Here is a 25,541-nt window from a genome sequence, read left to right as displayed (position 1 = left end):
TTCCTGAACCGGGCTTCCTGAGCCGAGCTCGACCTCAGCCGCCCATTTCCCGTTCCGCACTCCACGACCAGCGCGTTTCGTCCTAGGGGGAACCACCCACCATGTCCTCGCCCGCCGCCACACCTCCGCCGCCGTCCTCCGGGACGCCCGCAGGCGACCCCGTACTCGAACTGCGGGCCCTCACCCGCACCCACGGCTCCGGCATCGCCGAGGTACACGCCCTGCGCGGGATCAGCCTCTCGGTGTACCCGGGTGAGCTGGTCGCCGTGATGGGGCCCTCCGGCTCCGGCAAGTCCACCCTGCTGACCCTGGCCGGCGGGCTCGACAACGCCACCAGCGGCCAGGTGATCATCGAGGGCCAGGACATCGCCGCCCTCGGCCGCAAGGGCGTCGCCGCCCTGCGCCGCCGCAGCGTCGGATACGTCTTCCAGGACTACAACCTCATCCCGGCCCTGACCGCCGCCGAGAACATCGCGCTGCCCCGCGAACTCGACGGTGTCTCCGTGCGCAAGGCACGCAAGGAGGCCCTCGCCGCACTGGCCGAGATGAAGCTGACCGAGATAGCCGACCGCTTCCCCGACGAGATGTCCGGCGGCCAGCAGCAGCGCGTCGCCATCGCCCGCGCCCTCGTCGGCGACCGGCGCCTCGTGCTCGCCGACGAACCGACCGGGGCGCTCGACTCCGAGACCGGCGAGGCCGTCCTCGCTCTGCTCCGCACCCGCTGCGACCAGGGCGCGGCGGGAGTGATGGTGACCCATGAGCCCCGGTACGCGGCCTGGGCCGACCGGGTCGTCTTCCTCCGCGACGGTTCGATCGTCGACCAGACGCTGACCACCGGAGCCGACTCGCTGCTCGCGGCAGCGACGGGAGCGGGAGCCCCCCGGTCCTCCGGCACCTCCGGATCCGCCGAGGCCGCCAAGTGAGCCTCTTCTCCGGATGGCGCGCCGCCTTCCGCATAGCCAGACGTGACGCCGTACGGGCCAAGGGCCGCAGCGCCCTGGTCGTCGCGATGATCGCCCTGCCGGTCCTCGGTGTGACCGCCGCCGACCTGACGTACCGCAGCGCCCTGCCCACCGTCGCCGAGGATCTGACGGCGGATTTGGGTGCGGCGGACGCCCTCTTCATCGACCAGGGCATGGGCCCGGTCCGGCTGGAGCAGATGCCCGACGGCGTCATGTGGGGCACGCCCCAGGACGCACCCGAGACGCTGCCCGAGGACGAGCGCAAGCCCGTCGACGTACCGGCGACCTTCCCGAAGGGCTCCCGGTACCTCACCGAGCAGTCCCTGCCCGCGTCCGTGACGACCCGCCACGGCATCACGGACACCCAGATCACCGAACTGGCCGTCGCGGACCCGCTGCTGCGCGGCCGGGTCGAGCTGACCGAGGGCGCCTACCCGAAGGCCAAGGACGAGATCGCGGCGACCGAGGCCTTCCTCAAGGCGTCCGGGCTCTCCGTCGGCGACCGCGTCACCGTCCGCGGCCCCGAGCAGGGCTACACCCTCACCGGCGCGGTGGAACTGCCCACCGACCTGAAGTCCGAGTCCCTGTTCGCCGTCCCCGGCGCGGTCATCGCCCCGTGGCAGAAGGCCGCCGACGGTGAAAAGGAGATCCTCCCGCCGCAGGCCGGCGACCGGAAGTGGCTGGTCCAGGGCCCGTCCGGCGCGGGCGTGACCTGGTCGGACGTGCTCGCCGCCAACGAGAAGGGCGTGGTGGTACGGGCCCGGCAGGTCGTCCTGGACCCGCCGCCGGACTCCGAGGTCCCCATGGCCGCGCAGATGGGGGGCTGGGAGACGAACGACGCGGAGATGACCGCGGCCGCCCTCACCGTGGCCGCCATGGCCGTCCTGGAGATCGTGCTGCTGGCCGGACCGGCGTTCGCCGTGGGCGCCCGCCGTTCGCGCCGCCAGCTGGGGCTGGTCGGCTCGTGCGGCGGCACCCGCAGCCAGGTGCGGGCCGTGGTGCTCGCGGGCGGTGCGGTGCTCGGCGGGGTCGGCGCGGTCGTCGGCGTCGGGGCCGGATTCGGGCTCACCGCCCTGTTCCGCCCGATGATCGAGGACTTCACCGGCCGCCGCTTCGGCGAACTGACCGTCCATCCCTGGGAGATCCTCGCCATCGCCGTACTCGGCCTGGTCACCGGGGTCCTCGCCGCACTCGCCCCGGCCATCGTGGCGGGCCGGCAGTCCGTCCTGGAGTCGCTCACCGGACGCCGCGGCTCCCGCCGCAGCTCCCGGGTGCTGCCGGTCGTCGGCTCCCTCGTGCTGGCGGGCGGCGTCGCCCTCGCCGTGTACGGAGGCGTCAGCGGCAACATCAATCTGGTCGCGGGCGGTTCCGTCCTCGCCGAGCTGGGCCTCCTCTGCTGCATCCCGGTCATCGTCGGCTTCCTCGGCCGGCTCGGCCGCCGGCTGCCGCTGACGCCCCGCATCGCCCTGCGCGACGCGGCCCGCAACCGGGGCCGTACCGCACCGGCCGTCGCCGCCGTGATGGCCGCCGTCGCGGGCAGCGTCGCCATCGCCACGTACACCAGCAGCAACGCCGCCGAGCAGGCCTACGACCACCAGCCCAACCTCACCGCGGGCACCGCCGCGGTGATGGCCTTCGACACCTCCCAGAAGGCCAACCTGCCCCGCGCACGGGCCGCCGTCGAGCAGAACTACCCCGTCAACGGCGGGCGCGCCGACGTCGGAAGGGTCTGGGCCGGCAGCGACTGCTCGGTGTACTACGAGGAGGAGGACGACTGCGGAACCATCGGGCTCGTCAAGCCCACCGGAGAGGGCCACTCCTGCCCCCTCAAGGGCAAGGGCGCCAAGGAACTCGCGCTGCGGATCTCGGCGGACGAGCACAAGCGGCTGATGAACTCCCCCGCCTGCGTGGACGAGCGGTGGACCTCGGTCTCCCTCGGCAACGACGACAGCAAGATCGTCATCGGTGACGCCGGGCTGCTCACGTCGTACGTGAAGCTCGACGACCCGGCGGCGGCGAAGGCCCTGGCCGCGGGCACACCCGTGCTGCTCAACCCGGCGTACGCGAAGAACGGCGAGGTCACCCTCAAGGCCGTCCACACCTACAGCGAGCGCGACAAGGAGCACCGGGCCCTCCGCCCCGGCAAGGCCCGCACCACCACGGACCGGCTGAAGGTGTACGTCGCTCCCGACCGGTACGCGGCGACCCCCGGCATCCGGATGATCCTGCCGCAGCGGACCGCGGAGGAACTCGGCCTGTACACCGAGGACCACGCCAGCGTCTACACGCTGAGCCGCGAGCCGAACGACGCCGAGCGGCAGGCGGCCGACGCGGCGATCGAGCAGGCCGGAAACCGCGCGTACGTGATGACCGCGAACGCGCAGCAGGAGGACGAGGACGCGGCGGTCCTGCTGATCCTCGCCCTCTTCGCCGGAGTCGTGACCCTGGGCGCGGCGGCCATCACCACCGGGCTCTCCAAGGCCGACGCCGAGGCCGACCTCACCACGCTCAGCGCGGTGGGCGCACCGCCGGGCGTCCGGCGCTCGCTCTCCGGCTTCCAGTGCCTGGTCGTCGCCCTGACCGGGGTGCTGCTGGGGACGCTGGCGGGGATCGTGCCGGCGGTCGCGGTGCGCCTGACCGACCTGCGCGCGGCGCTGGCGGACATGCGGGCGGATCCGATGGAGTCGGCGTACACACCGATCGTGATGCCGTGGGAGACCATCGCGCTGCTGGCCCTGGTCGTCCCGGTGCTGGCCGGGCTGCTCGCCGCCGCCCTCACCAGCTCCCGGCAGAAGCTGGCCCGACGGGCGGGATAGCGCTCCCCCGGGCCCTTCCGGTGCCCCTGGAGACGGTGGATCATCCGTTTCCGGGGGCACCAACGTGGTGTACGGCATGTGTGCGAGACAATGGCGGCATGGAAATGCCGAGGAATGACCGGTCGCAGGAGCACCCGCAGGTCCTTGTCGTGGGCCAGGACGGAATGGCTGTCGGCGGCGGTGCCAGTGACGACGAGTCGCGCGAGGTCCCGGTGACGGAAATGGTCGAGCAGCCCGCGAAAGTCATGCGCATCGGCAGCATGATCAAGCAGCTTCTGGAGGAGGTCAGGGCGGCCCCTCTCGACGAGGCGAGCCGGGTCCGGCTCAAGGAGATCCACGCCAGCTCCGTGAAGGAGCTGGAGGACGGTCTCGCGCCGGAGCTGGTGGAGGAGCTGGAGCGGCTCTCGCTGCCGTTCACCGAGGAGTCGGTCCCCTCCGAGGCCGAGCTGCGGATCGCGCAGGCCCAGCTGGTGGGCTGGCTGGAGGGCCTCTTCCACGGTATCCAGACGGCGCTGTTCGCCCAGCAGATGGCGGCCCGCGCGCAGCTGGAGCAGATGCGCCGCGCGCTGCCGCCCGGGATGGCCCACGAGGACGAGGAAGGCGGCGGGGACCCGCACGGGCCGATCCGTTCGGGACCGTACCTGTAGACGCGTGAACGCGCGGGGCCCGGCACACACGGTGGCGTGTGCCGGGCCCCGCCGCGTTCTAGGCGTTCGGGGTCGCCAGCAGCACCTTTCCGATGTGGGCGCTGGATTCCAGCACCCGGTGCGCCTCCGCGGCGTCCGCCATGGGGACCGTACGGTCCACGACGGGCCGGACCACCCCGTCCGCGATGAGCGGCCACACATGTTCGCGTACGGCGGCGATGATGGAGGCCTTCTCGCCGAGGGGGCGGCCCCGCAGCGAGGTCGCGGTGACGGCGGCCCGCTTGGTCAGCAGCGCGCCGAGGTTCAGCTCGCCCTTCACGCCGCCCTGAAGGCCGATGATCGCCAGGCGGCCGTTGACGGCGAGCGCCTTCACGTTCCGGTCCAGGTACTTGGCGCCGACGATGTCCAGGATGACGTCGGCCCCCGCCCCGCCGGTCGCCTTCTCCAGCTCCGCCACGAAGTCCTGCTCGCGGTAGTCGATGAGGATGTCGGCGCCGAGCGCCGCGCACTCGGCGAGCTTCTGCGGACTGCCCGCCGTGACGGCCACCCGGGCGCCGACCGCCTTCGCCAGCTGGATCGCCATGGTGCCGATCCCGCTGGAGCCGCCGTGGACGAGGAGGGTCTCACCGGGGCGGAGGTGGGCGACCATGAAGACGTTGGACCAGACGGTCGCGGTCACCTCGGGCAGCGCGGCCGCCGTCGTCAGATCCACGCCGTGCGGTACGGGGAGGAGCTGGCCCACCGGTACGGCGACCTTCTCCGCGTAGCCGCCGCCGGACAGCAGCGCGCACACCTCGTCGCCGACCGCCCAGCCGGTCACCCCCGGGCCGAGCGCCGCGATCCGGCCCGCGCACTCCAGACCGGGGTAGGGGGAGGCGCCGGGCGGCGGGTTGTAGAAGCCCTGCCGCTGGAGGACGTCGGCACGGTTGACGGCGCTGGAGACGACCTCGACGAGGACTTCGCCGTCGCCGGGTACGGGATCGGGCACCTCGGCCCAGACGAGCGCCTCGGGGCCACCGGGTTCGGGGATCGTGATCGCATGCATGGCCGCGAGGCTACTCCCGCCACCGGCCCCCTGCCCCGTTTCCGGGGGTCAGGAGCGGTGCGGTTTCCTCAGGTCAGGAGCGGTGGGGTTTCCGGGGGTCAGGAGCGGTGCGGCGGCAGCGGCAGATGGGGCAGCTGGGGGCCGGACGGGCCGGAGCCGGTCGGCGGACTGGCGCGCACGATGGTGATCACCCGGTCCGTCAGCTGCAACGGGCTGGCCGCCGGGTCGTCGTAACCGAGCAGCCGGTGGCCGCGCAGCACACTGACGACCAGGTCCTCGGTCTCCCGGACGCTCTTGCCCACCTCGGCCTTTATCACCGGCCGCTCGATCAGATCGAGGCCGCTGCCCTGCTGGATCAGATCCTCCATCACCGTGCCCGCGCTCGGGCTGAGCACGGAGAGGCCGAGCAGCCGTCCGGCCGCGCCGCTGCTGGTGATCACCGCGTCGGCGCCGGACTGCCGCAGCAGGGGGGCGTTCTCCTCCTCGCGGACCGCCGCTACGATCTTCGCGCCGCGGTTCAGCTGGCGCGCGGTCAGCGCGACCAGCACGGCGGTGTCGTCGCGCTGGGTGGCGATGATGATCTGACGCGCCTTCTGGAGCTCGGCCCGCAGCAGGACATCACTGCGGGTGGCGTCGCCGAGCACGCCGGTGAAGCCCTCCGCGTTGGCGGCCTCGATCACCTTGGAGGCCGGATCGACGATGACGATCTGCTCCTTCGCCAGGCCGGTGGCGCAGAGGGTCTGGATCGCCGAACGGCCCTTGGTGCCGAAGCCGACGACGACGGTGTGGTCACGCAAGTTGGCCCTCCAACGCTTCAGCCGGAAGTCCTCGCGGGTCCGTTCCGTGAGGACCTCGAGAGTGGTGCCGACCAGGATGATCAGGAACATCACGCGCAGCGGTGTCACGAGCACCACGTTGATCAGCCGGGCTCCGGCGCTGTACGGGGTGATGTCACCGTACCCGGTGGTGGAGAGGGTGACCGTGGCGTAGTAGACCGCGTCCAGCAGATCGACCTTGCCGTCGGCGTTGTCGTTGTAGCCCGCGCGATCGAGCCAGACGATGAGCACCGTCGCGGCCAGCACGAGCAGCGCCATCAGCAGCCGCTTGCCGACCTGCCGGGCCGGGCCGTCGACGACCCGGCGGGGGAGCATCACCCGCGTCGGTAGGACGTGCTCGTCGGCCCGCCTGGCCATCGCGTCGTGACCGGGAAGTTTCACGTGAAACACCCCTTCTCGTGGTCGGGAAGTTTCACGTGAAACACCCTTCCGTCCACGGCGTCGCCGGGGCCCATGGGAGATCCAGAATCTCCACCTCGGTGCCGGACCGTACCCCGCCGGCGGGCACCACTGCCAGCCCGTCCGCCGCGGCGATCCCTCGGAGCATGGCGGGACCGTTGTACCGCAGGGGCGCCACATGGTCCCGGCCGCCCGCCCGGCCCGCGCGGTGGACCACGGGAACGAGGCGGGTGTCCTGCGGATGGCCGGGCACATCGGCGTGGACGAGCGCCCGGTACGCGTCCTGCGCCGGACGGCCCGCGAGCCCCGCGAGGAGCGGTTCGGCGAGGGTCAGGAGCCCTGATACGGCCGCGAGCGGATTGCCGGGCAGCCCGACCAGGTGGGGCCCGTCCGGGGCGAACCGCGCCAGCAGCATGGGGTGGCCGGGGCGCACGGTGACGCCGTCCACGAGCAGCTCGGCCCCGAGGGCGGCCAGGACCGGGTGCACATGGTCGACCGGGCCCGAGGCGGTCCCGCCGGTGGTGACGATCAGGTCGGCGTCGGAGGAGGTGAGGGCCTCGCGCAGGGCCTCGGCGTCGTCCCCGAGGCGGCGGGGGCCGGAGACCTCGGCGCCCAGGGCCCGCAGCCAGGGGCCGAGCATGGGGCCGAGGGCGTCGCGGATCAGGCCGTCGTGCGGGAGGCCCGCGGCGAGGAGTTCGTCACCGAGGACGAGGACGTCGACGCGGGGGCGGGGGACGGCGGGCAGGGCGTCGTACCCGGCGGCGGCGGCGAGCCCGAGCACCGCCGGGGTGACCACGGTGCCGGCCGGCACCAACTCGTCGCCCGAGCGGCACTCCTGGCCCCGGGGGCGGATGTCCTGGCCGGTGACGACGGGCCGCCGGGTGGAGAGCAGGCCCCTGGCCTCGTCGACGTGGGCGTGCTCGCTGCGGATGACCGCGGTGGTGTCGGCGGGGGTACGGGCTCCGGTGGCGATGCGTACGGCGGTGCCGTCGGGCAGGCGGGCGGCGGCGGGGCTCTCCCTGACCCCCGCGAGCAGGCTCACGCCCTCCTCGTACGTCCAGGGGCCGGGCCCGGCGACGGCCCAGCCGTCCATGGCCGAGGTGTCGAAGGACGGCAGGTCGGTGAGGGCGGCGAGGGGCTCGGCGAGCACATGGCCCAGGGCACGGTCGAGCGGCAGCCGGACCACGGCGAGCGGCCCGCCCCGCCCGGCCCGCGCGGCTACGGCCCGCGCACGGTCCCAGGGGAGGGCCGGGGAGGGGGAGGGTGTCGTACACGGGGCGGGGTGCGGGTCGGCGGGCGCACCGGGGTTCTGGTTGTGCGGCATCTGATCGCCTGCCTGATTGCCCGTCTGATCGCCCATCCGATCGCCCGTCCGATCGTCAGCTCGGTGACGCGCCTGATCATTGGCTCGGTCATGCGCCTGATCGTCGGCTCGGCCATGCGTCTGGTTCCGTCCGCCGACCAGCGCCAAGGCCTGCTCGACGGCCAGCTCTTCGGCGTCGTCGCCGGTCATGGTGTTCCGGCCGATTCGCCGCTCGCCTCCGGCCGGGTCCCCTTCTCCGCGCCCGCGCCTTCGGCCGCGGCTTCGGCCTCCCAGCGCAGGGCGAGCGCAGTGGCCTTGCGGGAGGCCTCGGCGACCGCCGCCGCGGCTTCCTCCGGCCCCGCGCCGGCGCTCGCCCGGGCCGCCGCGTACCCGACCAGGAAGGTCGTGAGCGGTGCGGCGGGCCGCGCGACCCCGTGGGCGGCGTCGCGGGCGAGGTCGAGCAGGACGTCGGTGTCGACGTCGAGTTCGATTCCCAGTTCGTTCTTGACCGAGGTGATCCATTCGTCCAGCACGGCCCCATGCTCCCTGATCCGGGCGCGGGCGGCGGCGATGTCGTCCCAAGTGTCGCAGTCGAACGCGGCGTACGGCCCGGCATCGACCCGGGCGAGATCCAGCTCCCCGGTCAGCAGCCGGAGCGGCAGCCCGGCCAGGCCGCCGTGCTCGGTGGCGATCAGGGCCAGCTCGCGGCGGAGCGGCTCGCCCCGGTAGACGGCGACGAGCGGCTGGTCGCGGCCGTCGGGGTCGGTGCAGAGCGCGCCGTCCCGGCCGTCCTCACCGGCCGCGGCGAGCAGCGCCTCGACCGTGGCGGGGCCCAGGAACGGCAGGTCGGCGGAGAGGACGAGCACCCGCTCCGCAGTCGTCAGCCGCACCCCCGCGCCGAGCGCCGCCAACGGGCCTCCGCCCTCGGGGACTTCGCGAGTCCAGGTGACCGGTCGGGAGGTGGGCCTGCGGCCACCCACCACGACGGTGGCGCCCGCGCCGGAGCAGGCCGCCAGCACCCGGTCGAGCAGCGCGCGGCCGCCGACCCGTACGGCCGGCTTGTCGGCACCGCCGAGCCGCTTCGCGGCCCCGCCGGCCAGGACGATCACGTCGTAGGCGGTCATACGTCGATTATGGGCACCACCTGACGCCGACGCCCCCTCCGGGGTGGCCGACAAGGCCGGGTCCGGAGAGGGCGTCCGCGTAACGGCAGGCCTACAGGGTGCGCAGCAGCACCGCGGGCTGCTCCACGCAGTCGGCCACGTACCGGAGGAATCCCCCGGCCGTTCCGCCGTCGCACACCCGGTGGTCGAAGGTGAGCGAGAGCTGCACGACCTGACGTACGGCCAGCTCACCGTGGTGCACCCAGGGCTTGGGCATGATCCGGCCGACGCCGAGCATCGCCGCTTCGGGGTGGTTGATGATCGGCGTCGAGCCGTCGACCCCGAACACCCCGTAGTTGTTCAGCGTGAACGTGCCACCGGTCAGCTGGGCGGGGCTGAGCTTCCCGGTCCGCGCCAGCTCCGTCAGCCGGGCGATCTCGGCCCCGATCGACTCGGCGTTGCGGGTGTGCGCGTCGCGGACGACGGGGACGACGAGGCCCCGCTCGGTCTGCGCCGCGAACCCGAGGTGCACGCCGGGCAGGCGCACGATCTCCCGCGCGGCCGTGTCCACGGTGGAGTTGAGCTCCGGATAGCGGGCCAGTGCCGCCGTGCAGATCCTCGCCAGCAGGGCCAGGACCGACACCTTGGGCCCGCCGGACGGGCCCGACGCGGCGTTCATCGCGGCCCTGGCGGCCATCAGCTCGGTGGCGTCCGCGTCCACCCAGCAGGTGGCGTCCGGGATCTCGCTCCGGCTGCGCGACAGCTTGTCCGCGACCGCTCCGCGCACCCCGCGCAGCGGAATCCGCTCGGCGGTCGCCGGTGCGGCCGTGCCCGCGTGGACCGTGGGCGCCGCGGCCACGACGGACTCGGCGGTCGTACGCGCCTCCACCTCAGTGACGGCCTCCCCGGCCCGCCGGATCGCGGAATCGACGTCGGCCCGCAGGATCAGCCCGTCGGGGCCCGAGCCCGTCAGCTGCCGCAGGTCGATCTCGTGCTGCCGGGCCAACCGGCGTACGAGAGGGGAGACCACGGCCACGGGCCCCTGCCGCCCGTTCACTTCGCCGACGGCGACCGCGACCGGAGCGGGGCGGCTGGGGGCGGAAACCACAGCGGGAGCGGCGGGAGCAGCGGGAGCGGCGGAGGCGGTGTTCCGCTCCGGCCGGATGCGACGGCGCCGGGCGGCCGGCGCACCGGTCCCGTACCCCACAAGCACGTTGCCGGACCCGGAACCGGACCCGCTGGAAGGCTCCTCGGCGGCAGCCCCGTCGTCCCCCGGGGCAGCGGAAGAGGCGTCCGTCGCACCGACCGCGACCGTCAGCAGCGGCGCCCCGACCGGGAGTTCGGAACCCTCCTCGCCGAACCGCGCGGTCACCACACCCCCGTAGGGGCAGGGGACCTCCACCATCGCCTTGGCCGTCTCGACCTCGACGACGGGCTGGTCGATGGCGACGACATCGCCGACCTCCACCAGCCAGCGCACGATCTCCGCCTCGGTCAGACCCTCGCCGAGGTCCGGCAGCTTGAATTCGAGGACCTGGGCCATCAGCTGTCCGCCTCCCACTGCAACCGGGCCACCGCGTCGAGCACCCGGTCCACTCCCGGCAGATGGTGCCGCTCCAGCATGGGCGGCGGGTACGGGATGTCGAAGCCGGCCACCCGCAGCACCGGGGCCTCCAGGTGGTGGAAGCACCGCTCGGTGATCCGGGCCGCGATCTCGCCGCCGGGGCCCCCGAAGCCGGGGGACTCGTGGACGACGACCGCACGGCCGGTGCGCCGCACCGAGGCCGCGACCGTCTCGTCGTCGAACGGCACCAGCGAGCGCAGGTCCACGACTTCGAGGTGCCAGCCCTCCGCGACCGCCGCCTCGGCGGCCTCCATACAGACCGGCAGGGAGGGCCCGTACGTGATCAGCGTGGCGCTGCGCCCGGTCCGGCGGACCACGGCCCTACCGATCGGCTCGACGGCGGCCGGGGCCTCCGGCGACCAGTCGGCCTTGGACCAGTAGAGCCGCTTGGGCTCCAGGAAGACCACGGGGTCGTCGGAGGCGATGGAGGCGCGCAGCAGGCCGTAGGCGTCGTCCACCGTGGCCGGGGTGACGACGTGGAGGCCGGGGGTGGCCATGTAGTACGCCTCGGAGGAGTCGCTGTGGTGCTCGACGCCGCCGATGCCACCGCCGTAGGGCACGCGCACGGTGATGGGGAGCGGCATGGCTCCCCCGGTGCGGTTGCGCATCTTCGCGACATGGCTCATCAGCTGCTCGAACGCCGGGTAGGCGAACGCGTCGAACTGCATCTCCACCACGGGCCGCAGCCCGTACATCGCCATGCCGACGGCCGCCCCGAGGATGCCCGCCTCGGCCAGCGGGGTGTCGGTGCACCGGTCGTCGCCGAACTCCTTGGCCAGCCCGTCGGTGATCCGGAAGACCCCGCCCAGGGTGCCGACGTCCTCGCCGAGCACGTGCACGGTCGGGTCCTCGGCCATCGAGTCGCGCAGCGCCCGTCCGAGGGCCTGCGCCATGGTGGCCGGTTTCGCCTTCGCCGTACGTCCGCCGGCTTTCGTCGCCGCGGTGGTCATCGGCTTTCCTCCGCGCTGTGCTCGTGGTCCTGCTCGGCGTCCAGCTCGGCCCGCAGGGCGGCCGCCTGCTCGCGGAGCTGGCTGGTCTGCTCGGCGTAGACGTGGGTGAAGAGGTCCATCGGCGCCAGCTCCGGGTCGGCGTTCATCCGGTCGCGGAGTGCGGCGGCCATGCGTTCGGCCGCTTCCTTCGCCGCCGCGATGCCCTCGTCGTCGAGCAGCCCGCGGCCGGTCAGCTCGCGCTCCAGGAGCAGGACCGGGTCGTGGGCCCGCCAGGCCTCGACCTCGCTGTCCACCCGGTAGCGGGTGGCGTCGTCGGCGTTGGTGTGGGCTTCCATGCGGTAGGTGACGGCCTCGATCAGCGTCGGCCCGCCGCCCCGCCGGGCCCGGGCCACGGCCTCGCTGAGCACCTGGTGCACGGCGGCCGCGTCGTTGCCGTCGACCAGGCGGCCCGGCATCCCGTACCCCACGGCCTTGTGCGCGAGGGAGGGGGCGGCGGTCTGCTTGGCCAGCGGCACGGAGATGGCGAAGCCGTTGTTCTGCACGAGGAAGACCACCGGGGCCTTCCAGACGGCCGCGAAGTTCAGCGCCTCGTGGAAGTCGCCCTCGCTGGTGCCGCCGTCGCCGACCATGGCGAGCGCCACGACGTCGTCGCCCTTGAGGCGGGCCGCGTGCGCCAGGCCCACCGCGTGCGGCAGCTGCGTGGCGAGCGGGGTGCAGAGCGGGGCGATGCGGTGCTCACGCGGGTCGTAGCCGGTGTGCCGGTCGCCGCGCAGCAGGGTCAGCGCCTCGACCGGGTCGAGGCCGCGCGCCACGGCCGCCAGCGTGTCCCGGTAGCTGGGGAAGAGCCAGTCCCGCTCCTCCAGCACCAGGGCGGCGGCGATCTCGCACGCCTCCTGGCCGGTGCTGGAGGGGTAGACCGCCAGCCGGCCCTGCTTGGTCAGCGCGGTGGCCTGCGTGTTGTACCGGCGGCCGCGGACCAGCTCGGCGTGGAGGCGGAGCAGCAGCTCGGGGTCGACGTCGGCGACCGCGTCCGTACCGAGCACCCGGTAGGGCTCCGGGTCCGGGAGCAGCGGGGCGGGGTCGGTGATCGGCTTCCAGGCCGGGGGCGGCGTGGGCCGGTAGGTGGCCGCGCCGGGCAGCTCTTGGACCGTCATGGAAGGCACCTCCAGGCATCGATGGAGATCAGGGTGGCGATCGTGCGATCGAGAGATCGAGGGTGTCGATATGGGTGGTGATGGCAAGAGATGTCGCGAGGATGTCGCGGAGCGGGCGAGGCACCGGTGTGGTGTGCCTCACCTACCGATTGTTCGGTCGCGAGCGCATTTTGGCTACAGGCACCTTCAGCCTGTGGACAAACGGTTCTCCACAGCCTGGGATAGAGGCAGGTCGTCCACAACAGGGAGGCGCGGGCAGATGGCAGCTGAACAAATGGCCGACAGAGGCGAGGACCCCGGCCGGATCGCCCCCTCGGCGACGCCCTCGACGGCCCCGGCCACCACGCCCTCGGCACCGCCCCCGCCATCGGGCCCGGCCTCCCCCACGCCCCCGCCCGCGCGCCCCCTGGACGCCATCGACCGCGACATCCTGCGCATTCTCCAGACGGACGGCCGCGCCTCCATACGGTCGGTGGCCGAGCGGGTCCATGTCTCGCGCGCCAACGCCTACGCCCGGATCAACCGCCTCGTCGAGGACGGCGTGATCCGGGGTTTCGGTGCGCGGGTCGACCACGAGCGGGCCGGGCAGGGCGCCTCGGCGTACATCACGCTCAAGATCGTGCAGAACTCCTGGCGCACCGTGCGCGAGCAGCTCCAGGCGCTGCCCGGGGCCACGCACATCGCGCTGGTCAGCGGCGACTTCGACGTCCTGCTGCTGGTGCACACGCCGGACAACCGGGCGCTGCGCGAGCTGGTCCTCACCCGGATCCAGTCCATCCCCGAGGTGCTGTCGACGCGCACGCTGCTGGTGTTCGAGGAGACGGACCTCGGCCCGCGCCCGGACCGCCCGGCCGAGCTGGCCTGACCAAGCCGGACACGGTCAGCGGCCGGTCGCCCGCATCCCCTCGAAGGCGAGCTGGACGACGGTGTCGGCGAGCTGTTCCTCGCCCGGGAAGCCGCCCGGCTGCGGCCGGTACCACTCGACCAGCGAGTTGACCATGCCGAAGAGCAGCCGGGTGGCCAGCCGTATGTCCACATCGGCCCGGAGATCCCCGTCGGCCACCGCGGCCTTCAGCAGCTCCGCCACCCGGTGGTCGAACTCGCGCCGCCGCTCCAGCGCCCAGCGCTCGGTCTTGGTGTTGCCGCGCACCCGCAGCAGCAGCGTGACGTAGGGGACCTCCGCCATCAGTACTTCCACGGTCCGGCGCGTGACGTACTCGACCCGCTCGATCGCGCGCCCGCGCACCGCCCCCGGCTCCTCCAGGATGGCGAAGAGCCCGTCGAGCGCCCGGCTCACGGCCCGGCGCAGCAGCTCCTCCTTGCCCGCCACATGGTGGTAGATGGAGGACTTGGAGATGCCCGCCGCCCTGGAGAGATGCTCCATGGAGGTGCCGTCGTAACCGCGCTCGTTGAAGACACGAACAGCGACGGTGAGCAGCGTCTCCGGGGTGTACGTGTCCCGCTTGGCCGTGGTCATGTCCGCGATCCTCCCCCATGAGGGGCCTGCCCCGCGCAGGCGGGGACCACTGAAGTTATCCACAGGTTCGCCGGGGCCCCTTGTCCCGACCGATCGTTCGGTTACTCTAACTCCGTCCGTACGTCCCCGCCCGGCTCGATGAGGAGTTGGTCCGCCATGGCCGCCGCGCTCACCCCCCAGCAGCTGTCCGAGACCCACCGGCCCACGCTCGACCAGGCCCTCGACACGATCGGTACGCGCGCGTACTGGTCCCCGCACCCCGAGCACCCGAAGGCGTACGGCGAGGGCGGCGCCCCGGGCAGTCTCGGGGCGGCCGAGGGCAAGGCCGCGTTCGACGCGGTGCTGAACACCCGGCTCGACCTCGGCCAGCCGGGCACCGACGGCTGGACGGGCGGGGAGACCTCGCCGTACGGCCCGGAGCTCGGCGTCGAGTATCCGCACGCCGACCTGGACGTCCTGCTCCCGGCGATGAAGGCCGGTACGGCCGCGTGGCGGGCGGCGGGTCCCGAGACCCGGGCCCTGGTCTGTCTGGAGATCCTGGCGCGGATCAGCGCCCGCACCCATGAGCTGGCCCACGCGGTGATGCACACCAGCGGCCAGGCCTTCATGATGGCGTTCCAGGCGGGCGGCCCGCACGCGCAGGACCGTGGCCTGGAGGCCGTCGCGTACGCCTATCAGGAGCAGGTCCGCACGCCGGAGACGGCGGACTGGTCCAAGCCGCAGGGCAAGCGCGATCCGCTGAAGCTGACCAAGTCGTTCACCACGACCGGTCGCGGGATCGCGCTGGTCATCGGCTGCAACACCTTCCCCACGTGGAACGGCTACCCGGGCTTGTTCGCCTCGCTCGCCACGGGCAACCCTGTGCTGGTGAAGCCGCACCCCCGGGCCGTGCTGCCGCTGGCGCTCACCGTGCAGATCGCCCGTGAGGTGCTCACCGAGGCGGGCTTCGACGCCAACCTGGTCGCGCTCGCCGCCGAGCGGCCGGGCGAGGGCATCGCCAAGACCCTCGCGGTCCGACCCGAGATCCGCATCATCGACTACACGGGCTCCACCGCCTTCGGCGACTGGCTGGAGGCCAACGCCCGCCAGGCGCAGGTCTACACGGAGAAGGCCGGCGTCAACACGATCGTCGTCGACTCCACCGACGACTACCGGGGCATGCTCGGCAACGTGGCGTTCTCGCTCTCGCTCTACAGCGGCCAGATGTGCACCACCCCGCAGAACCTGCTGATCCCCCGGGACGGCATCACCACGGACGACGGCGCCAAGTCGTACGACGAGGTGGTCACCGACATCGCGGCGGCCGTCACCGGACTCCTCGGTGACGACGCCCGCGCCTCCGCCCTGCTCGGCGCCCTGGTCAACCCGGACGTCAAAGCACGGGTGGAGGCGGCCGGCGAGCTGGGCGAGGTGGCTCTCCCCTCGCGTACGGTCGCCAACGCCGAATTCCCCGACGCCGTCGTCCGTACGCCGGTCGTCGTGAAGCTGGACGGCACGAAGACCGACGAGGACGCGGCGTACCTCTCGGAGTGCTTCGGCCCGGTCTCCTTCGCCGTGGCGGTCGAGTCGACGGACGCGGCTCTGGAGCTGCTGCGCCGCACGATCCGTGAGAAGGGCGCCATGACGGTCGGCGCCTACACCACCTCCGCCGAGGTGGAGCGGGCGATCGAGGAGGTCTGCCTGGACGAGTCGGCCCAGCTCTCGCTGAACCTGACCGGCGGGGTCTACGTCAACCAGACGGCGGCCTTCTCCGACTTCCACGGCTCGGGCGGCAACCCGGCGGCCAACGCGGCCCTGTGCGACGCGGCCTTCGTCGCCAACCGCTTCCGCGTGGTCGAGGTGCGTCGCCAGGCGTAGGTGTTCTACCGGCGGGGGTCGGGGACATCGGCGTAGCGCTGCACCCACGCGTGCATCGCGATCGCCGCCGCGGCCCCCGCGTTGATGGACCGGGTCGAGCCGAACTGGGCGATCGAGCACACCATCGAGGCGTGCTTGCGCGCCTCCTCGGTGAGGCCCGGACCCTCCTGCCCGAACAGCAGCACACACCGGCGCGGCAGCTCGGTGCGCTCCAGCGGTACGGCGCCGGGGAGGTTGTCGATCCCGATGATCGGCAGCCCCTCGGCCGCCGCCCACGCGGTCAGGTCCGCCGTGTCCGGGTGGTGGCGCACATGCTGGTAGCGGTCGGTGACCATGGCGCCGCGCCGGTTCCAGCGCCGCCGGCCCACGATGTGGATCTCCTTCGCCAGGAAGGCGTTGGCGGTCCGCACGACCGAGCCGATGTTGAAGTCGTGGCCCCAGTTCTCCACGGCCACATGGAAGTCGTGGCGCCGCAGGTCGAGATCGGCGACGATCGCCTCCCGCGTCCAGTAGCGGTAGCCGTCACCGACGTTGCGCCGGTCGCCGTGGGCCAGCAGCTCGGGGTCGTACCGCTCGCCCTCCGGCCACGGCAGCGGGTGCGGCCCGACGCCGATCTCCTGCCCGTAGCCGTCGTCGTACTGGACGGGCTCGGCCGGGACGGGGTCCACGGGCGCGGGCTCTGGGGTACTGCCGGTGCTGCCGGTCTCGCTGCTCACCCGACGAGCGTATGGCCCCCGCCGGTGCCGTGCGGCGGGGCCTCCCCCGTACCGTCGCGTTCCTCCGGCGCCGGGCGCGCGGCGGGCACCTCCTGCGGGCCGCCGGCCTCAGGGGAGCGCGACCGCCGCGGCAGCCACCCGAGCAGCCGCCGCCGGCCGAGCGCGGCCCGGCCGCCCAGCCAGACGAGGAAGACCGTCGGCAGGAACACCGCGTCGGCCGCGATCATCGCCATCGAGAAGAACGGCAGCCCGAGCAGCAGGGCGATCCCCGCGTGCTCGCCGATCATGATGACCAGCAGGACGTTCTTGAGCCGCCGGTTGAACAGGGTGAACGGGAACGCGACCTGGACGATGACCGTCGCGTACGTCAGCACCATCACCATCACCCCGCTGGAGGCGAGCACGTCCGAGAGGGCGGGCCAGGGGGCGAAGTAGTCGAGCTTGAGCGGGTAGTAGAGCGCGGTGCCGTCCTGCCAGCGGGAGCCCTGGATCTTGTACCAGCCGGCGGTCGCGTAGATCAGGCAGACCTCGACCATGATCACGAGGAGCGTCGCGTTGTGGGCGAGGTTGGCCAGCACGTCGAGCAGGGCGCGCGGCTGCCCGCCGGGCGCGAAGCGGTTCGCGGCCCACCAGGCGGCGGCGGAGAGCCAGAGGATCCACAGCAGCACCGGAAGCCACCAGGTCCCGCCGAGGCCGTCCATCAGGGTGGCCCCCAGCAGGACCGGGCCGAGGACCGCCCAGAGCACCGGGCCGACGGCGTCCCGCCGGGGCGGCAGGCCCAGCGCGCCGCGCTCCGTGTCGCGGGCGGCGCGGCGGGCGTCCAGCGACCAGACCTGGGCGCAGCGCGTGAAGACCAGGTAGATCGCCATCAGGTGGATGACGTTGTCGCCGCCGTCGCCCATGAAGACGCTGCGGTTCTGTACGGAGAGCACGCCGACCATGAAGAGGACCGACATGGTCCGGGTGCGCCAGCCCAGGAGCAGACCGGCGGCGGACAGCACGGTGAGGGCGTACACCACCTCGAACCAGAGCACGCTGTCCGACCAGAGGAGGACGGAGAAGGCCTCGTTCCCGGCCGTGAGCTGCCGGGCCAGGTCCCAGTGCCACGGGCTGTCGGGACCGTACAGCTCATGGCGGTGCGGCACCTCGCGCACCAGGAAGAACAGGTAGGTGGCGGCGAAGCCGATCCGGATGACGGCGCTCTGGTACGGGCCGAGGGCCGATGCGGTGACGCGCTGGATGGCGCGGGCCAGAGCGGCCCCGGCGGCGGCGATCCGGTCCGGTGCGCCGGAGGCCGGGGTGCCGGGGCCCGGACCGGGGGCGGGCGGGCTCGTCACCGGTGCGGTGGGCGGGGTGGTGGTCACTTGTCCCCCTCCTCGGCGCGCGCCGCGTCACGCGGTGCGGGCAGGTCGTCGGGGTTCACGGACCACCAGGGGAGTACGCGGTAGCTCGGGCGGGTGTCGGCCTTCTCGGTGGACCACGAGGGCGGGGTGATCAGGCTGCTCGCCGACCGCATCTGGATCCGTTCGACCGTGCCGCCCAGGTCGACCCCGTCCAGCCGCAGCATCGCGATGCGCCGGATGTAGCGCTCGGAGAGGTCGCCGCGGAGCCCGTTGGGCTTGTTCCGGTCGTCGTGCGAGTTCACGTAGAAGTCCCAGCCCCGGCGGAGCTCGTTCTGGTTCACATGGCTGGGGAAGAGGTTGCCGCGTATCGCGTCGGCGTCCCCGTCGGTGAGGCTGATCCACTCGGTGGTGCGGCGTCCCTCGGCCCCGGCCACCTCGGCCCGGACGTGGACGGCGATGTTCTGCTGGAGCGGGTTGGGGGCGAAGAGCTTCCAGTTCTGTTCGAACTCGGGGTAGATCCAGTCGTCGACCGTCTTGCCGTGCTGCTTGGTCAGCGTGTTGGACGGGGCGACGTGCAGGAAGACCATGGCCACCTGTGCGCAGGCCAGGAGCCCGATGAGGGAGAGGGCCAGGGCGGCGACGACCTGGTAGCCGAACGAGAGCCCGGCTATGCCGACACCGGCGCCGGGGCGATCCGGGGCGGGCTCCGGGGCCTCCGCTTCGGGTGCCGGAGCGTCCGGTCCGGCGGGCTCACGGCTCACGGCCTGCGGCCGGACGTCCTCGTGCACGCTGCCGGAATCCCCGCGCCCGGAGCTCCCGTCGTGGTCCGCATCCATCCCGCCCCGCTCACGATCGATCACCACTGGGTTATCCACAGGGTTGACACCCTACGGGCCTCCGACCGACCATTGAAGTCAATGAACCGAACGATCGGTCGGTAGGGAGCCCGGGATGGCGGCAGTGACTGCGGACCAGACGACGCAGAGCACCTCAGGCACGGCGAAAGCGGCAGGGCGGGCCGCGGGCACGGCCCCGGACGCGGCGGACGCGGCACGCCTCGCGGTCTTCGAGGCGGCCGTCGCGGCCGACGACCGCATCGAGCCGCGCGACTGGATGCCCGAGGCGTATCGCGCCACGCTGGTCCGCCAGATGGCCCAGCACGCCCACTCGGAAATCATCGGCATGCAGCCCGAGGCCAACTGGATCACCCGCGCGCCCTCGCTGCGCCGCAAGGCGATCCTGATGGCCAAGGTCCAGGACGAAGCAGGCCACGGCCTGTATCTCTACAGCGCGGCCGAGACGCTGGGCACCAGCCGCGAGGAGCTGCTCGACAAGCTCCACGCCGGCCGCCAGCGCTATTCGTCGATCTTCAACTACCCCACCCTGACCTGGGCCGACGTCGGCGCGATCGGCTGGCTGGTGGACGGCGCGGCCATCACCAACCAGGTGCCGCTCTGCCGCTGCTCCTACGGCCCCTACGCCCGCGCGATGGTCCGCATCTGCAAGGAGGAGTCCTTCCACCAGCGCCAGGGGTACGAGCTGCTGCTCGCCCTCAGCCGCGGCACCGAGGCCCAGCACGCGATGGCCCAGGACGCGGTGGACCGCTGGTGGTGGCCCTCCCTGATGATGTTCGGCCCGCCCGACGACGCCTCGTCCCACTCCGAGCAGTCGATGGCCTGGAAGATCAAGCGGCACTCCAACGACGAGCTGCGGCAGCGCTTCGTGGACATCTGCGTGCCCCAGGCGGAGGCCTTGGGCCTGACCCTGCCGGACCCCGACCTCCGGTGGAACGAGGAGCGCGGACAGCACGACTTCGGCGCGATCGACTGGACGGAGTTCCAGGAGGTCCTCAAGGGCAACGGGCCGTGCAACGAGCAGCGGATCACCCAGCGGCGCAGGGCCCACGAAGAGGGCGCCTGGGTCCGGGACGCGGCCGCCGCGTACGCCGCCAAGCACACCACCCCGTCCACCCGGACAGCACAGCCCGCACAGCACGTGGAGGAGACGGCATGAGCAGCTCGACCGACTGGCCGCTGTGGGAGGTGTTCGTGCGCTCGCGGCGCGGGCTGTCCCACACCCACGCGGGCAGCCTCCACGCGCCCGACGCCGAGATGGCCCTGCGCAACGCGCGCGACCTCTACACCCGGCGCTCCGAAGGCGTCTCCATCTGGGTCGTCCCCTCCACCGAGATCACCGCCTCCTCGCCCGACGAGAAGGACTCGTTCTTCGAGCCGGCCGGCGACAAGCCCTACCGCCACCCGACCTTCTACGAGATCCCGGACGGGGTGAAGCACCTGTGAGCGCCGCCCTCGCCCTCGGCGACGACGCGCTGGTGCTCTCGCACCGGCTGGGGGAGTGGGCGGGCCACGCCCCCGTCCTGGAGGAGGAGGTGGCGCTCGCCAACATCGCCCTGGACCTGCTGGGGCAGGCGCGGGTGCTGCTCTCGCTCGTCGGTGACGAGGACGAGCTGGCCTACCTCCGCGAGGAGCGGGCTTTCCGCAACCTCCAGCTGGTCGAGCAGCCCAACGGGGACTTCGCCCACACCATCGCCCGCCAGCTCTACTTCTCCGTCTACCAGCACCTGCTGTACGAGCGGCTGGCGGCCGGCGGCGGTGAGTTCGCGGACCTCGCGGCGAAAGCCGTCAAGGAGGTCGCCTACCACCGCGACCACGCCGAGCAGTGGACCCTGCGGCTCGGCGACGGCACCGCCGAGAGCCATGAGCGGATGCAGGCCGGCCTGGAGGCGCTCTGGCGCTTCACCGGCGAGATGTTCCAGCCGGTCGAAGGGCTGGACGCCACCGGCTCCGGCGTCGACCCCGAGGAGCTGGAGAGCGCCTGGCTCTTGGCCGTCACCGGCACCGTGGAGCGGGCCACGCTGACGCTGCCGACCGGGCCGCGCACCGGCGCCTGGACCGCGGGCGCGGGGCGCCAGGGCGTGCACACCGAGTCCTTCGGCCGGATGCTCGCCGAGATGCAGCACCTGCACCGCAGCCACCCGGGGGCGTCATGGTGACCGACACCCCGCTGGAGGCGGAGCTGCGCACCCTCGCCGGTTCCGTCCCGGACCCCGAGCTGCCGGTGCTGACCCTGGCCGAGCTCGGCGTCCTGCGCGGCGTGGACGTGGAGGGCCCGGGCCGGGTGACGGTCCGGCTCACCCCGACGTACACCGGCTGCCCGGCGATCGAGGCCATGTCCGCCGACATCGAGCGGGTGCTCCACGAGAACGGTGTGCCCGAGGTCTCCGTGGTCACGGTGCTCGCACCGGCCTGGTCGACCGACGACATCAGCGCCGAAGGCCGCCGCAAGCTCGCCGAGTTCGGCATAGCGCCCCCGCGCGCCCACAGCGCCGACGGCGGCCCGGTTCCCCTGACGCTCTCGGTGCGCTGCCCGCACTGCGGCTCCACGGAGACGGAGCTGCTCAGCCGGTTCTCCTCCACGGCGTGCAAGGCCCTGCGCCGCTGCGTCGCCTGCCGCGAACCGTTCGACCACTTCAAGGAGTTGTAGATGTTCCATCCGCTCCGGGTCAGCGCGATCGAACGGATCACGGACGATGCGGTGGCCGTGACCTTCGCCGTGCCGGCCGAGCTCCGCGAGACCTTCCGCCACAAGCCGGGCCAGCACCTCAACGTGCGCTTCAGCGTGGACGGCAAGGAGATCCGCCGCTCGTACTCGATCTGCGCACCGGCCACCGAGCAGCCCGCCGAGCCGGTGGTCCGGGTCGGCATCCGCGGGGTCGAGGGCGGGGCGTTCTCCACCTACGCCCTGAAGGAGCTGTCCGTCGGGGACCAGGTGGAGGCCATGCCTCCGATGGGCCGCTTCGTGCTGGAGCCGCGTCCGGGCCTCTTCGCGGCGGTCGTCGGCGGCAGCGGGATCACGCCGGTGCTGTCGATGGCGGCCACCCTCCTGGCGCGGGAGGAGAAGGCGCGGTTCTGCCTGATCCGCAGCGACCGCACGGCGGCCTCCACGATGTTCCTGGACGAGGTGGCCGACCTCAAGGACCGTTATCCGGACCGCTTCCAGCTGATCACCGCCCTCTCCCGGGAGGAGCAGTCGGCCGGGCTCCCCTCGGGCCGCCTGGACACCGAGCGGCTCACCGCCCTGCTGCCGGCGGTGCTCCCGGTGGCGGAGGTGGACGGCTGGTTCCTGTGCGGGCCGCTCGGTCTCGTACGGGGGACGGAGAAGGCCCTGCGCGCGCTGGACGTCGACCGGGCCCGGGTCCACCAGGAGATCTTCCACGTCGACGACGGCCCGTCCGATGTCACGGTCGTCAAGGTCGCCGCACCCTCCGACGCCACGCTGACGGCCACCCTGCACGGCCGTTCCGGCAGCTGGCCCGTCCAGGACACGGAGTCGCTGCTGGAAACGGTGCTGCGGAGCCGCTCGGACGCTCCGTACGCCTGCAAGGGCGGGGTGTGCGGGACCTGCCGGGCGTTCCTGGTCTCGGGAAAGGTCCGGATGGAGCGGAACTTCGCGCTGGAGCCGGAGGAGACGGACGCGGGCTTCGTGCTGGCCTGCCAGTCGCATCCGCTCACCCCGGAAGTGGAGCTGGACTTCGACCGCTGACACCGCGCCCTTACCGCAGCGGGCTCGCCCTTCCCGTAGAACCTGTTCCCTTCTCCTAGAACCTGTTCTATCTTGACGGCCCGCCAGGAAGGTTCGGGTTTCAAGGCGCCAACGGGAGGCCGGGACAGTGGACTTCACCTTCACCGAGGAACAGCAGGCAGCCGTGGAGGCGGCCCGGGCGGTCTTCTCCGGCGTCGCGCCCGACAGCGTGCCCAGCCCCGCCCTGACGCCGGGGGCCGTGGCCGAGGACATCGACCGCCGGCTGTGGGGCGAGCTCGCGGGCTCGGACCTGCTCGGCCTCACGCTCTCGGAGGACTACGGCGGCGCCGGGCTCGACCCGGTCGCGCTCTTCCTGGTGCTGCGCGAGTCGGCCAAGGTCCTGGCCAGGGTCCCGCTGCTGGAGAGCTGCGCGGTCGCCATGACCATCGAGCGGTACGGGGAGGGCAGCCTCGCGGCGGAGCTCCTGCCCCGGGCCGCCGGGGGCGAGCTGGTCCTGACCGCCGGGGCCAACGGGCGCACGGGCCATGACCCGGCCGAACTCGCCGTCACCGCACGGCCGGAGGGCCCCGGGGCCGCTCCTTCGGGCTGGGTGCTGGACGGCGTGCAGTCGGCGGTCCCCTGGGCCCAGGTGGCCGACCGGATAGCCGTCCCCGCCCACACCGGCGAGGGGCGGGCCGTCCTGGCCCTCGTGGACCCCGCCCGCCAGGGCGTCACCCTCGCGGACCAGGTCTCCACCAGCGGCGAACGCCTGGCGGAGGTGCGGCTCGACGGCGTACAGGTGGAGGCGCGCGAACTGATCGACGCGCCCGGAGCCTGGGAGTGGCTGCGGGACCTGCTCACCACGGGGACCTGCGCGCTGGCGCTCGGTCTGGGCGAGCGGGTGCTCGCGATGACCGCCGAATACACCGGGAAGCGCGAGCAGTTCGGGTTTCCCGTCGCCACGTTCCAGGCGGTGGCGGTGCAGGCCGCCGACCGGTACATCGACCTGCGGGCCATGGAGGTGACGCTCTGGCAGGCCGCCTGGCGGATCTCCACCGGCGCCGGAGGCCCGCTGCCCGCCGCGGGCGACATCGCCGTGGCGAAGATCTGGGCCTCCGACGGGGTGCGCCGCATCGTGCAGACCGCCCAGCACCTGCACGGCGGCTTCGGCGCGGACACCGACTACCCGCTGCACCGCTTCCACGCCTGGGCGAAGCAGATCGAGCTCTCCCTCGGCCCGGCGGCGGCCCACGAGGAGGCACTGGGCGACCTGCTGGCCGCCCACCCACTGGCCTGACGCGGAGAGCCCGCAGGAAGGACCCAGAGGCGGAGAGCCCGCAGGAAGGGCTCAGAGGACGAAGGCCGACGCCCCGTCGTCCGTCACCATCGGGCGCCCGGCCCCGTCCCAGGCGAGCATGCCGCCGTCGATGTTGACCGCGTCGATCCCCTGCTGGACCAGGTACTGCGTGACCTGGGCGGACCGGCCGCCGACCCGGCACATCACATGGACGCGACGGCCGTCCCCGGCGGCCTCCGTCAGCTCACCGAACCGGCCCACGAAGTCGCTCATCGGGATGTGCAGCGCGCCCTCGACATGACCGGCCGCCCATTCGTCGTTCTCGCGGACGTCCAGGACCAGGCCGTCGAGCGGCACCTGAGCGACGTCCACCGAGGGCAGCGGGGCGAAATTCATGGGTCATGCCTTCTCTCGTACGTACGCGGGCCGGGGGTCCGCCGGAGACCCCCCAAGTCACCGGGAACGCTACTGCACCAGCTCCGCGAGCTCGGCCTCCCGCCGGGACACCTCGCCCAGCAGCTGCTCCCCGATGTCCTCCAGCAGCTGGTCCGGGTCGTCGGGAGCCATCCGGAGCATCGAGCCGATCGCGCCCTCCTCCAGCTCCTTGGCGAGCACCGTGAGCAGCTCCTTGCGCCTGCTGAGCCACTCAAGGCGGGCGTAGAGCTCCTCGCTCTCACTGAGCGGGGCGAGCGGCCGGGCCGGGCCCGCCGCCCACTCGGCCGCCAGCTCCTTGAGCAGCTCGACGTCACCGCGCCCGTAGGCGGCGTTCACGCGGGTGATGAACTCGTCCCGGCGCTCCCGCTCCGGCTCGTCCTGGGCCAGGTCCGGGTGGGCCTTGCGGGCCAGCTCACGGTAGAGCTTGCGGGCCTCCTCGCTCGGCCTGACCCGCTTCGGCGGCCGTACGGGCTGCTCGGTGAGCATGGCGGACGCCTCGGGGGAGAGCCCGTCGGAGTCCATCCAGTCGTGGAAGAGCTCGTCGACGCCGGGCATCGGCATGACGATGTCCCGCGCTTCCTTGGCCTTGCGCAGGTCCTCGGGGTCACCGGTCTTCGCGGCCCGCGCCTCGGCGATCTGCGCGTCCAGCTCGTCGAGGCGCGCGTACATCGGGCCGAGCTTCTGGTGGTGCAGCCGGGAGAAGTTCTCGACCTCCACCCGGAAGGTCTCCACCGCGATCTCGAACTCGATCAGCGCCTGCTCGGCGGCCTGCACGGCCTTGGCCAGCCGCGCCTCGGGACGCGGCGCGGCGTCTCCTGCTGAAGCAGCGGCTTCCGGTGCGGGCTGCTGCGGCTCGGCGGGCCGGTCGTCGTCCTGCCGGTCATCATCGTTCCGGGTGGGAGGCACCCCGGCGGCTTCGTGGGTCACCCGTCCAGCGTATGGCCACGGCCGCACGCCCCGTACCGCACGGCCCGTAAGCGCACGGTCCCCGCCCCCGGCCCGGCGCAGCGGACACCGGGCCGGAGCAGGTCACCG

Annotated in this window: 24 protein-coding genes; 11 read left to right on the top strand and 13 right to left on the bottom strand. The window is 72.9% G+C overall.

The genetic code is table 11. The features are described from left to right. Positions 1-101 precede the first annotated feature (101 nt). The 3 genes from IF17_RS0106810 (at position 102) to IF17_RS0106800 (ending at position 4,425) form a co-directional block, all read left to right on the top strand. Positions 102-923, top strand: a complete 822-nt coding sequence (locus tag IF17_RS0106810; protein ID WP_030563165.1) for an ABC transporter ATP-binding protein — start codon at positions 102-104, stop codon at positions 921-923. After that, positions 920-3,778 (top strand): FtsX-like permease family protein, encoded by a 2,859-nt coding sequence (locus IF17_RS0106805; RefSeq protein WP_030563163.1) that lies wholly within the window; start codon positions 920-922, stop codon positions 3,776-3,778. Before IF17_RS0106810 ends, IF17_RS0106805 begins: the two co-directional genes overlap by 4 nt. A 98-nt stretch (positions 3,779-3,876) precedes the next feature. Beyond that, positions 3,877-4,425 carry a bacterial proteasome activator family protein gene (locus IF17_RS0106800; RefSeq protein WP_076967631.1) on the top strand — a complete coding sequence of 183 codons (549 nt, stop codon included), beginning with the start codon at positions 3,877-3,879 and terminating at the stop codon, positions 4,423-4,425. 58 nt (positions 4,426-4,483) lie between these two features. On the opposite strand, the gene IF17_RS0106795 is transcribed toward IF17_RS0106800, so the two are convergent. The 7 genes from IF17_RS0106795 to pdhA all read right to left on the bottom strand — a co-directional run bounded on the left by IF17_RS0106795 (position 4,484) and on the right by pdhA (position 12,839). Further along, positions 4,484-5,470, bottom strand: a complete 987-nt coding sequence (locus IF17_RS0106795) for an NAD(P)H-quinone oxidoreductase (protein ID WP_030563160.1) — start codon at positions 5,468-5,470, stop codon at positions 4,484-4,486. A 98-nt stretch (positions 5,471-5,568) separates the two neighbouring features. Next, positions 5,569-6,687, bottom strand: coding sequence for a potassium channel family protein (locus IF17_RS0106790; RefSeq protein ID WP_076967632.1), 1,119 nt, complete (start codon positions 6,685-6,687; stop codon positions 5,569-5,571). Positions 6,688-6,718: 31 nt separating this feature from the next. Continuing rightward, positions 6,719-8,218, bottom strand: coding sequence for a molybdopterin molybdotransferase MoeA (locus IF17_RS0106785; protein WP_030563157.1), 1,500 nt, complete (start codon positions 8,216-8,218; stop codon positions 6,719-6,721). Beyond that, a complete protein-coding gene (locus IF17_RS0106780; protein ID WP_030563155.1) occupies positions 8,215-9,132 on the bottom strand; it encodes an NTP transferase domain-containing protein in 918 nt (305 codons plus the stop codon). Before IF17_RS0106780 ends, IF17_RS0106785 begins: the two co-directional genes overlap by 4 nt. Positions 9,133-9,223: 91 nt before the next feature. Continuing rightward, on the bottom strand, positions 9,224-10,654 hold the full coding sequence (locus IF17_RS0106775; RefSeq protein WP_030563153.1) for a dihydrolipoamide acetyltransferase family protein: 1,431 nt from the start codon (positions 10,652-10,654) through the stop codon (positions 9,224-9,226). Then, positions 10,654-11,685, bottom strand: coding sequence for an alpha-ketoacid dehydrogenase subunit beta (locus IF17_RS0106770; RefSeq protein WP_030563151.1), 1,032 nt, complete (start codon positions 11,683-11,685; stop codon positions 10,654-10,656). The genes IF17_RS0106775 and IF17_RS0106770 overlap by 1 nt, the downstream gene beginning before the upstream one ends. Continuing rightward, a complete protein-coding gene (gene pdhA / locus IF17_RS0106765; RefSeq protein WP_030563149.1) occupies positions 11,682-12,839 on the bottom strand; it encodes a pyruvate dehydrogenase (acetyl-transferring) E1 component subunit alpha in 1,158 nt (385 codons plus the stop codon). The genes IF17_RS0106770 and pdhA overlap by 4 nt, the downstream gene beginning before the upstream one ends. Positions 12,840-13,098: 259 nt before the next feature. Here pdhA and IF17_RS0106760 point away from each other — a divergent pair, with 259 nt between their 5' ends. Next, positions 13,099-13,704 (top strand): Lrp/AsnC family transcriptional regulator, encoded by a 606-nt coding sequence (locus IF17_RS0106760; protein WP_380893047.1) that lies wholly within the window; start codon positions 13,099-13,101, stop codon positions 13,702-13,704. Between the two features lie 15 nt (positions 13,705-13,719). Here IF17_RS0106760 and IF17_RS0106755 read toward each other — a convergent pair whose 3' ends face one another. After that, positions 13,720-14,316, bottom strand: a complete 597-nt coding sequence (locus IF17_RS0106755) for a TetR/AcrR family transcriptional regulator (RefSeq protein WP_030563147.1) — start codon at positions 14,314-14,316, stop codon at positions 13,720-13,722. A 156-nt stretch (positions 14,317-14,472) separates the two neighbouring features. Between IF17_RS0106755 and paaN the strand changes: the two genes are divergently transcribed. Continuing rightward, entirely contained in the window at positions 14,473-16,173 is a 1,701-nt protein-coding gene (paaN, locus tag IF17_RS0106750) for a phenylacetic acid degradation protein PaaN (protein WP_030563145.1), read from the top strand. 5 nt (positions 16,174-16,178) lie between these two features. Here the strand turns inward: paaN and IF17_RS0106745 are convergent, their stop codons facing one another. Genes IF17_RS0106745 through IF17_RS0106735 form a run of 3 tightly spaced genes read right to left on the bottom strand, consistent with a single transcriptional unit; the run spans position 16,179 to position 19,068 of the window. Beyond that, the gene (locus tag IF17_RS0106745) at positions 16,179-16,889 is read right to left on the bottom strand and encodes a TrmH family RNA methyltransferase (RefSeq protein ID WP_026241811.1); all 711 of its coding nucleotides are present in this window, start codon (positions 16,887-16,889) and stop codon (positions 16,179-16,181) included. After that, positions 16,886-18,253 carry an HTTM domain-containing protein gene (locus IF17_RS0106740; protein WP_030563143.1) on the bottom strand — a complete coding sequence of 456 codons (1,368 nt, stop codon included), beginning with the start codon at positions 18,251-18,253 and terminating at the stop codon, positions 16,886-16,888. Before IF17_RS0106740 ends, IF17_RS0106745 begins: the two co-directional genes overlap by 4 nt. After that, on the bottom strand, positions 18,250-19,068 hold the full coding sequence (locus tag IF17_RS0106735) for a DUF5819 family protein (protein ID WP_179115546.1): 819 nt from the start codon (positions 19,066-19,068) through the stop codon (positions 18,250-18,252). The genes IF17_RS0106740 and IF17_RS0106735 overlap by 4 nt, the downstream gene beginning before the upstream one ends. 115 nt (positions 19,069-19,183) lie before the next feature. Between IF17_RS0106735 and paaA the strand changes: the two genes are divergently transcribed. From paaA to IF17_RS0106705, 6 genes are all read left to right on the top strand, one after another. Then, positions 19,184-20,245 (top strand): 1,2-phenylacetyl-CoA epoxidase subunit PaaA, encoded by a 1,062-nt coding sequence (gene paaA / locus IF17_RS0106730; protein WP_030563139.1) that lies wholly within the window; start codon positions 19,184-19,186, stop codon positions 20,243-20,245. Further along, entirely contained in the window at positions 20,242-20,532 is a 291-nt protein-coding gene (gene paaB / locus IF17_RS0106725) for a 1,2-phenylacetyl-CoA epoxidase subunit PaaB (protein ID WP_018513917.1), read from the top strand. The genes paaA and paaB overlap by 4 nt, the downstream gene beginning before the upstream one ends. Continuing rightward, positions 20,529-21,245 (top strand): 1,2-phenylacetyl-CoA epoxidase subunit PaaC, encoded by a 717-nt coding sequence (gene paaC / locus IF17_RS0106720; RefSeq protein ID WP_030563137.1) that lies wholly within the window; start codon positions 20,529-20,531, stop codon positions 21,243-21,245. The genes paaB and paaC overlap by 4 nt, the downstream gene beginning before the upstream one ends. Further along, positions 21,239-21,736, top strand: a complete 498-nt coding sequence (gene paaD / locus IF17_RS0106715) for a 1,2-phenylacetyl-CoA epoxidase subunit PaaD (protein ID WP_018513915.1) — start codon at positions 21,239-21,241, stop codon at positions 21,734-21,736. Before paaC ends, paaD begins: the two co-directional genes overlap by 7 nt. Next, positions 21,737-22,795 carry a 2Fe-2S iron-sulfur cluster-binding protein gene (locus IF17_RS0106710; protein ID WP_030563135.1) on the top strand — a complete coding sequence of 353 codons (1,059 nt, stop codon included), beginning with the start codon at positions 21,737-21,739 and terminating at the stop codon, positions 22,793-22,795. Positions 22,796-22,922: 127 nt separating this feature from the next. Then, entirely contained in the window at positions 22,923-24,071 is a 1,149-nt protein-coding gene (locus IF17_RS0106705) for an acyl-CoA dehydrogenase family protein (RefSeq protein ID WP_030563133.1), read from the top strand. 51 nt (positions 24,072-24,122) lie between these two features. On the opposite strand, the gene IF17_RS0106700 is transcribed toward IF17_RS0106705, so the two are convergent. Both IF17_RS0106700 and IF17_RS0106695 read right to left on the bottom strand, forming a co-directional pair. Further along, positions 24,123-24,467 (bottom strand): rhodanese-like domain-containing protein, encoded by a 345-nt coding sequence (locus tag IF17_RS0106700; RefSeq protein ID WP_030563131.1) that lies wholly within the window; start codon positions 24,465-24,467, stop codon positions 24,123-24,125. Between the two features lie 69 nt (positions 24,468-24,536). Beyond that, positions 24,537-25,433 carry a J domain-containing protein gene (locus IF17_RS0106695; RefSeq protein ID WP_030563129.1) on the bottom strand — a complete coding sequence of 299 codons (897 nt, stop codon included), beginning with the start codon at positions 25,431-25,433 and terminating at the stop codon, positions 24,537-24,539. Positions 25,434-25,541 lie beyond the last annotated feature (108 nt).

This window comes from Streptomyces cyaneofuscatus, from assembly GCF_000718135.1.
GTDB classification, from domain to species: domain Bacteria; phylum Actinomycetota; class Actinomycetes; order Streptomycetales; family Streptomycetaceae; genus Streptomyces; species Streptomyces cyaneofuscatus.
The sequence above is the reverse complement of the archived record's forward strand: the minus strand, read 5'-3'. Positions and strand labels throughout refer to the sequence as shown.

Coding starts and splice junctions, on each gene's coding strand:
- IF17_RS0106810 (WP_030563165.1), top strand. CDS start 102: ATGTCCTCGCCCGCCGCCACACCTCCGCCGCCGTCCTCCGGGACGCCC.
- IF17_RS0106800 (WP_076967631.1), top strand. CDS start 3,877: ATGGAAATGCCGAGGAATGACCGGTCGCAGGAGCACCCGCAGGTCCTT.
- IF17_RS0106795 (WP_030563160.1), bottom strand. CDS start 5,470: ATGCATGCGATCACGATCCCCGAACCCGGTGGCCCCGAGGCGCTCGTC.
- IF17_RS0106785 (WP_030563157.1), bottom strand. CDS start 8,218: ATGACCGGCGACGACGCCGAAGAGCTGGCCGTCGAGCAGGCCTTGGCG.
- IF17_RS0106780 (WP_030563155.1), bottom strand. CDS start 9,132: ATGACCGCCTACGACGTGATCGTCCTGGCCGGCGGGGCCGCGAAGCGG.
- IF17_RS0106775 (WP_030563153.1), bottom strand. CDS start 10,654: ATGGCCCAGGTCCTCGAATTCAAGCTGCCGGACCTCGGCGAGGGTCTG.
- IF17_RS0106770 (WP_030563151.1), bottom strand. CDS start 11,685: ATGACCACCGCGGCGACGAAAGCCGGCGGACGTACGGCGAAGGCGAAA.
- pdhA (WP_030563149.1), bottom strand. CDS start 12,839: ATGACGGTCCAAGAGCTGCCCGGCGCGGCCACCTACCGGCCCACGCCG.
- IF17_RS0106760 (WP_380893047.1), top strand. CDS start 13,099: ATGGCAGCTGAACAAATGGCCGACAGAGGCGAGGACCCCGGCCGGATC.
- IF17_RS0106755 (WP_030563147.1), bottom strand. CDS start 14,316: ATGACCACGGCCAAGCGGGACACGTACACCCCGGAGACGCTGCTCACC.
- paaN (WP_030563145.1), top strand. CDS start 14,473: ATGGCCGCCGCGCTCACCCCCCAGCAGCTGTCCGAGACCCACCGGCCC.
- IF17_RS0106735 (WP_179115546.1), bottom strand. CDS start 19,068: ATGGATGCGGACCACGACGGGAGCTCCGGGCGCGGGGATTCCGGCAGC.
- paaA (WP_030563139.1), top strand. CDS start 19,184: ATGGCGGCAGTGACTGCGGACCAGACGACGCAGAGCACCTCAGGCACG.
- paaB (WP_018513917.1), top strand. CDS start 20,242: ATGAGCAGCTCGACCGACTGGCCGCTGTGGGAGGTGTTCGTGCGCTCG.
- paaD (WP_018513915.1), top strand. CDS start 21,239: ATGGTGACCGACACCCCGCTGGAGGCGGAGCTGCGCACCCTCGCCGGT.
- IF17_RS0106710 (WP_030563135.1), top strand. CDS start 21,737: ATGTTCCATCCGCTCCGGGTCAGCGCGATCGAACGGATCACGGACGAT.
- IF17_RS0106700 (WP_030563131.1), bottom strand. CDS start 24,467: ATGAATTTCGCCCCGCTGCCCTCGGTGGACGTCGCTCAGGTGCCGCTC.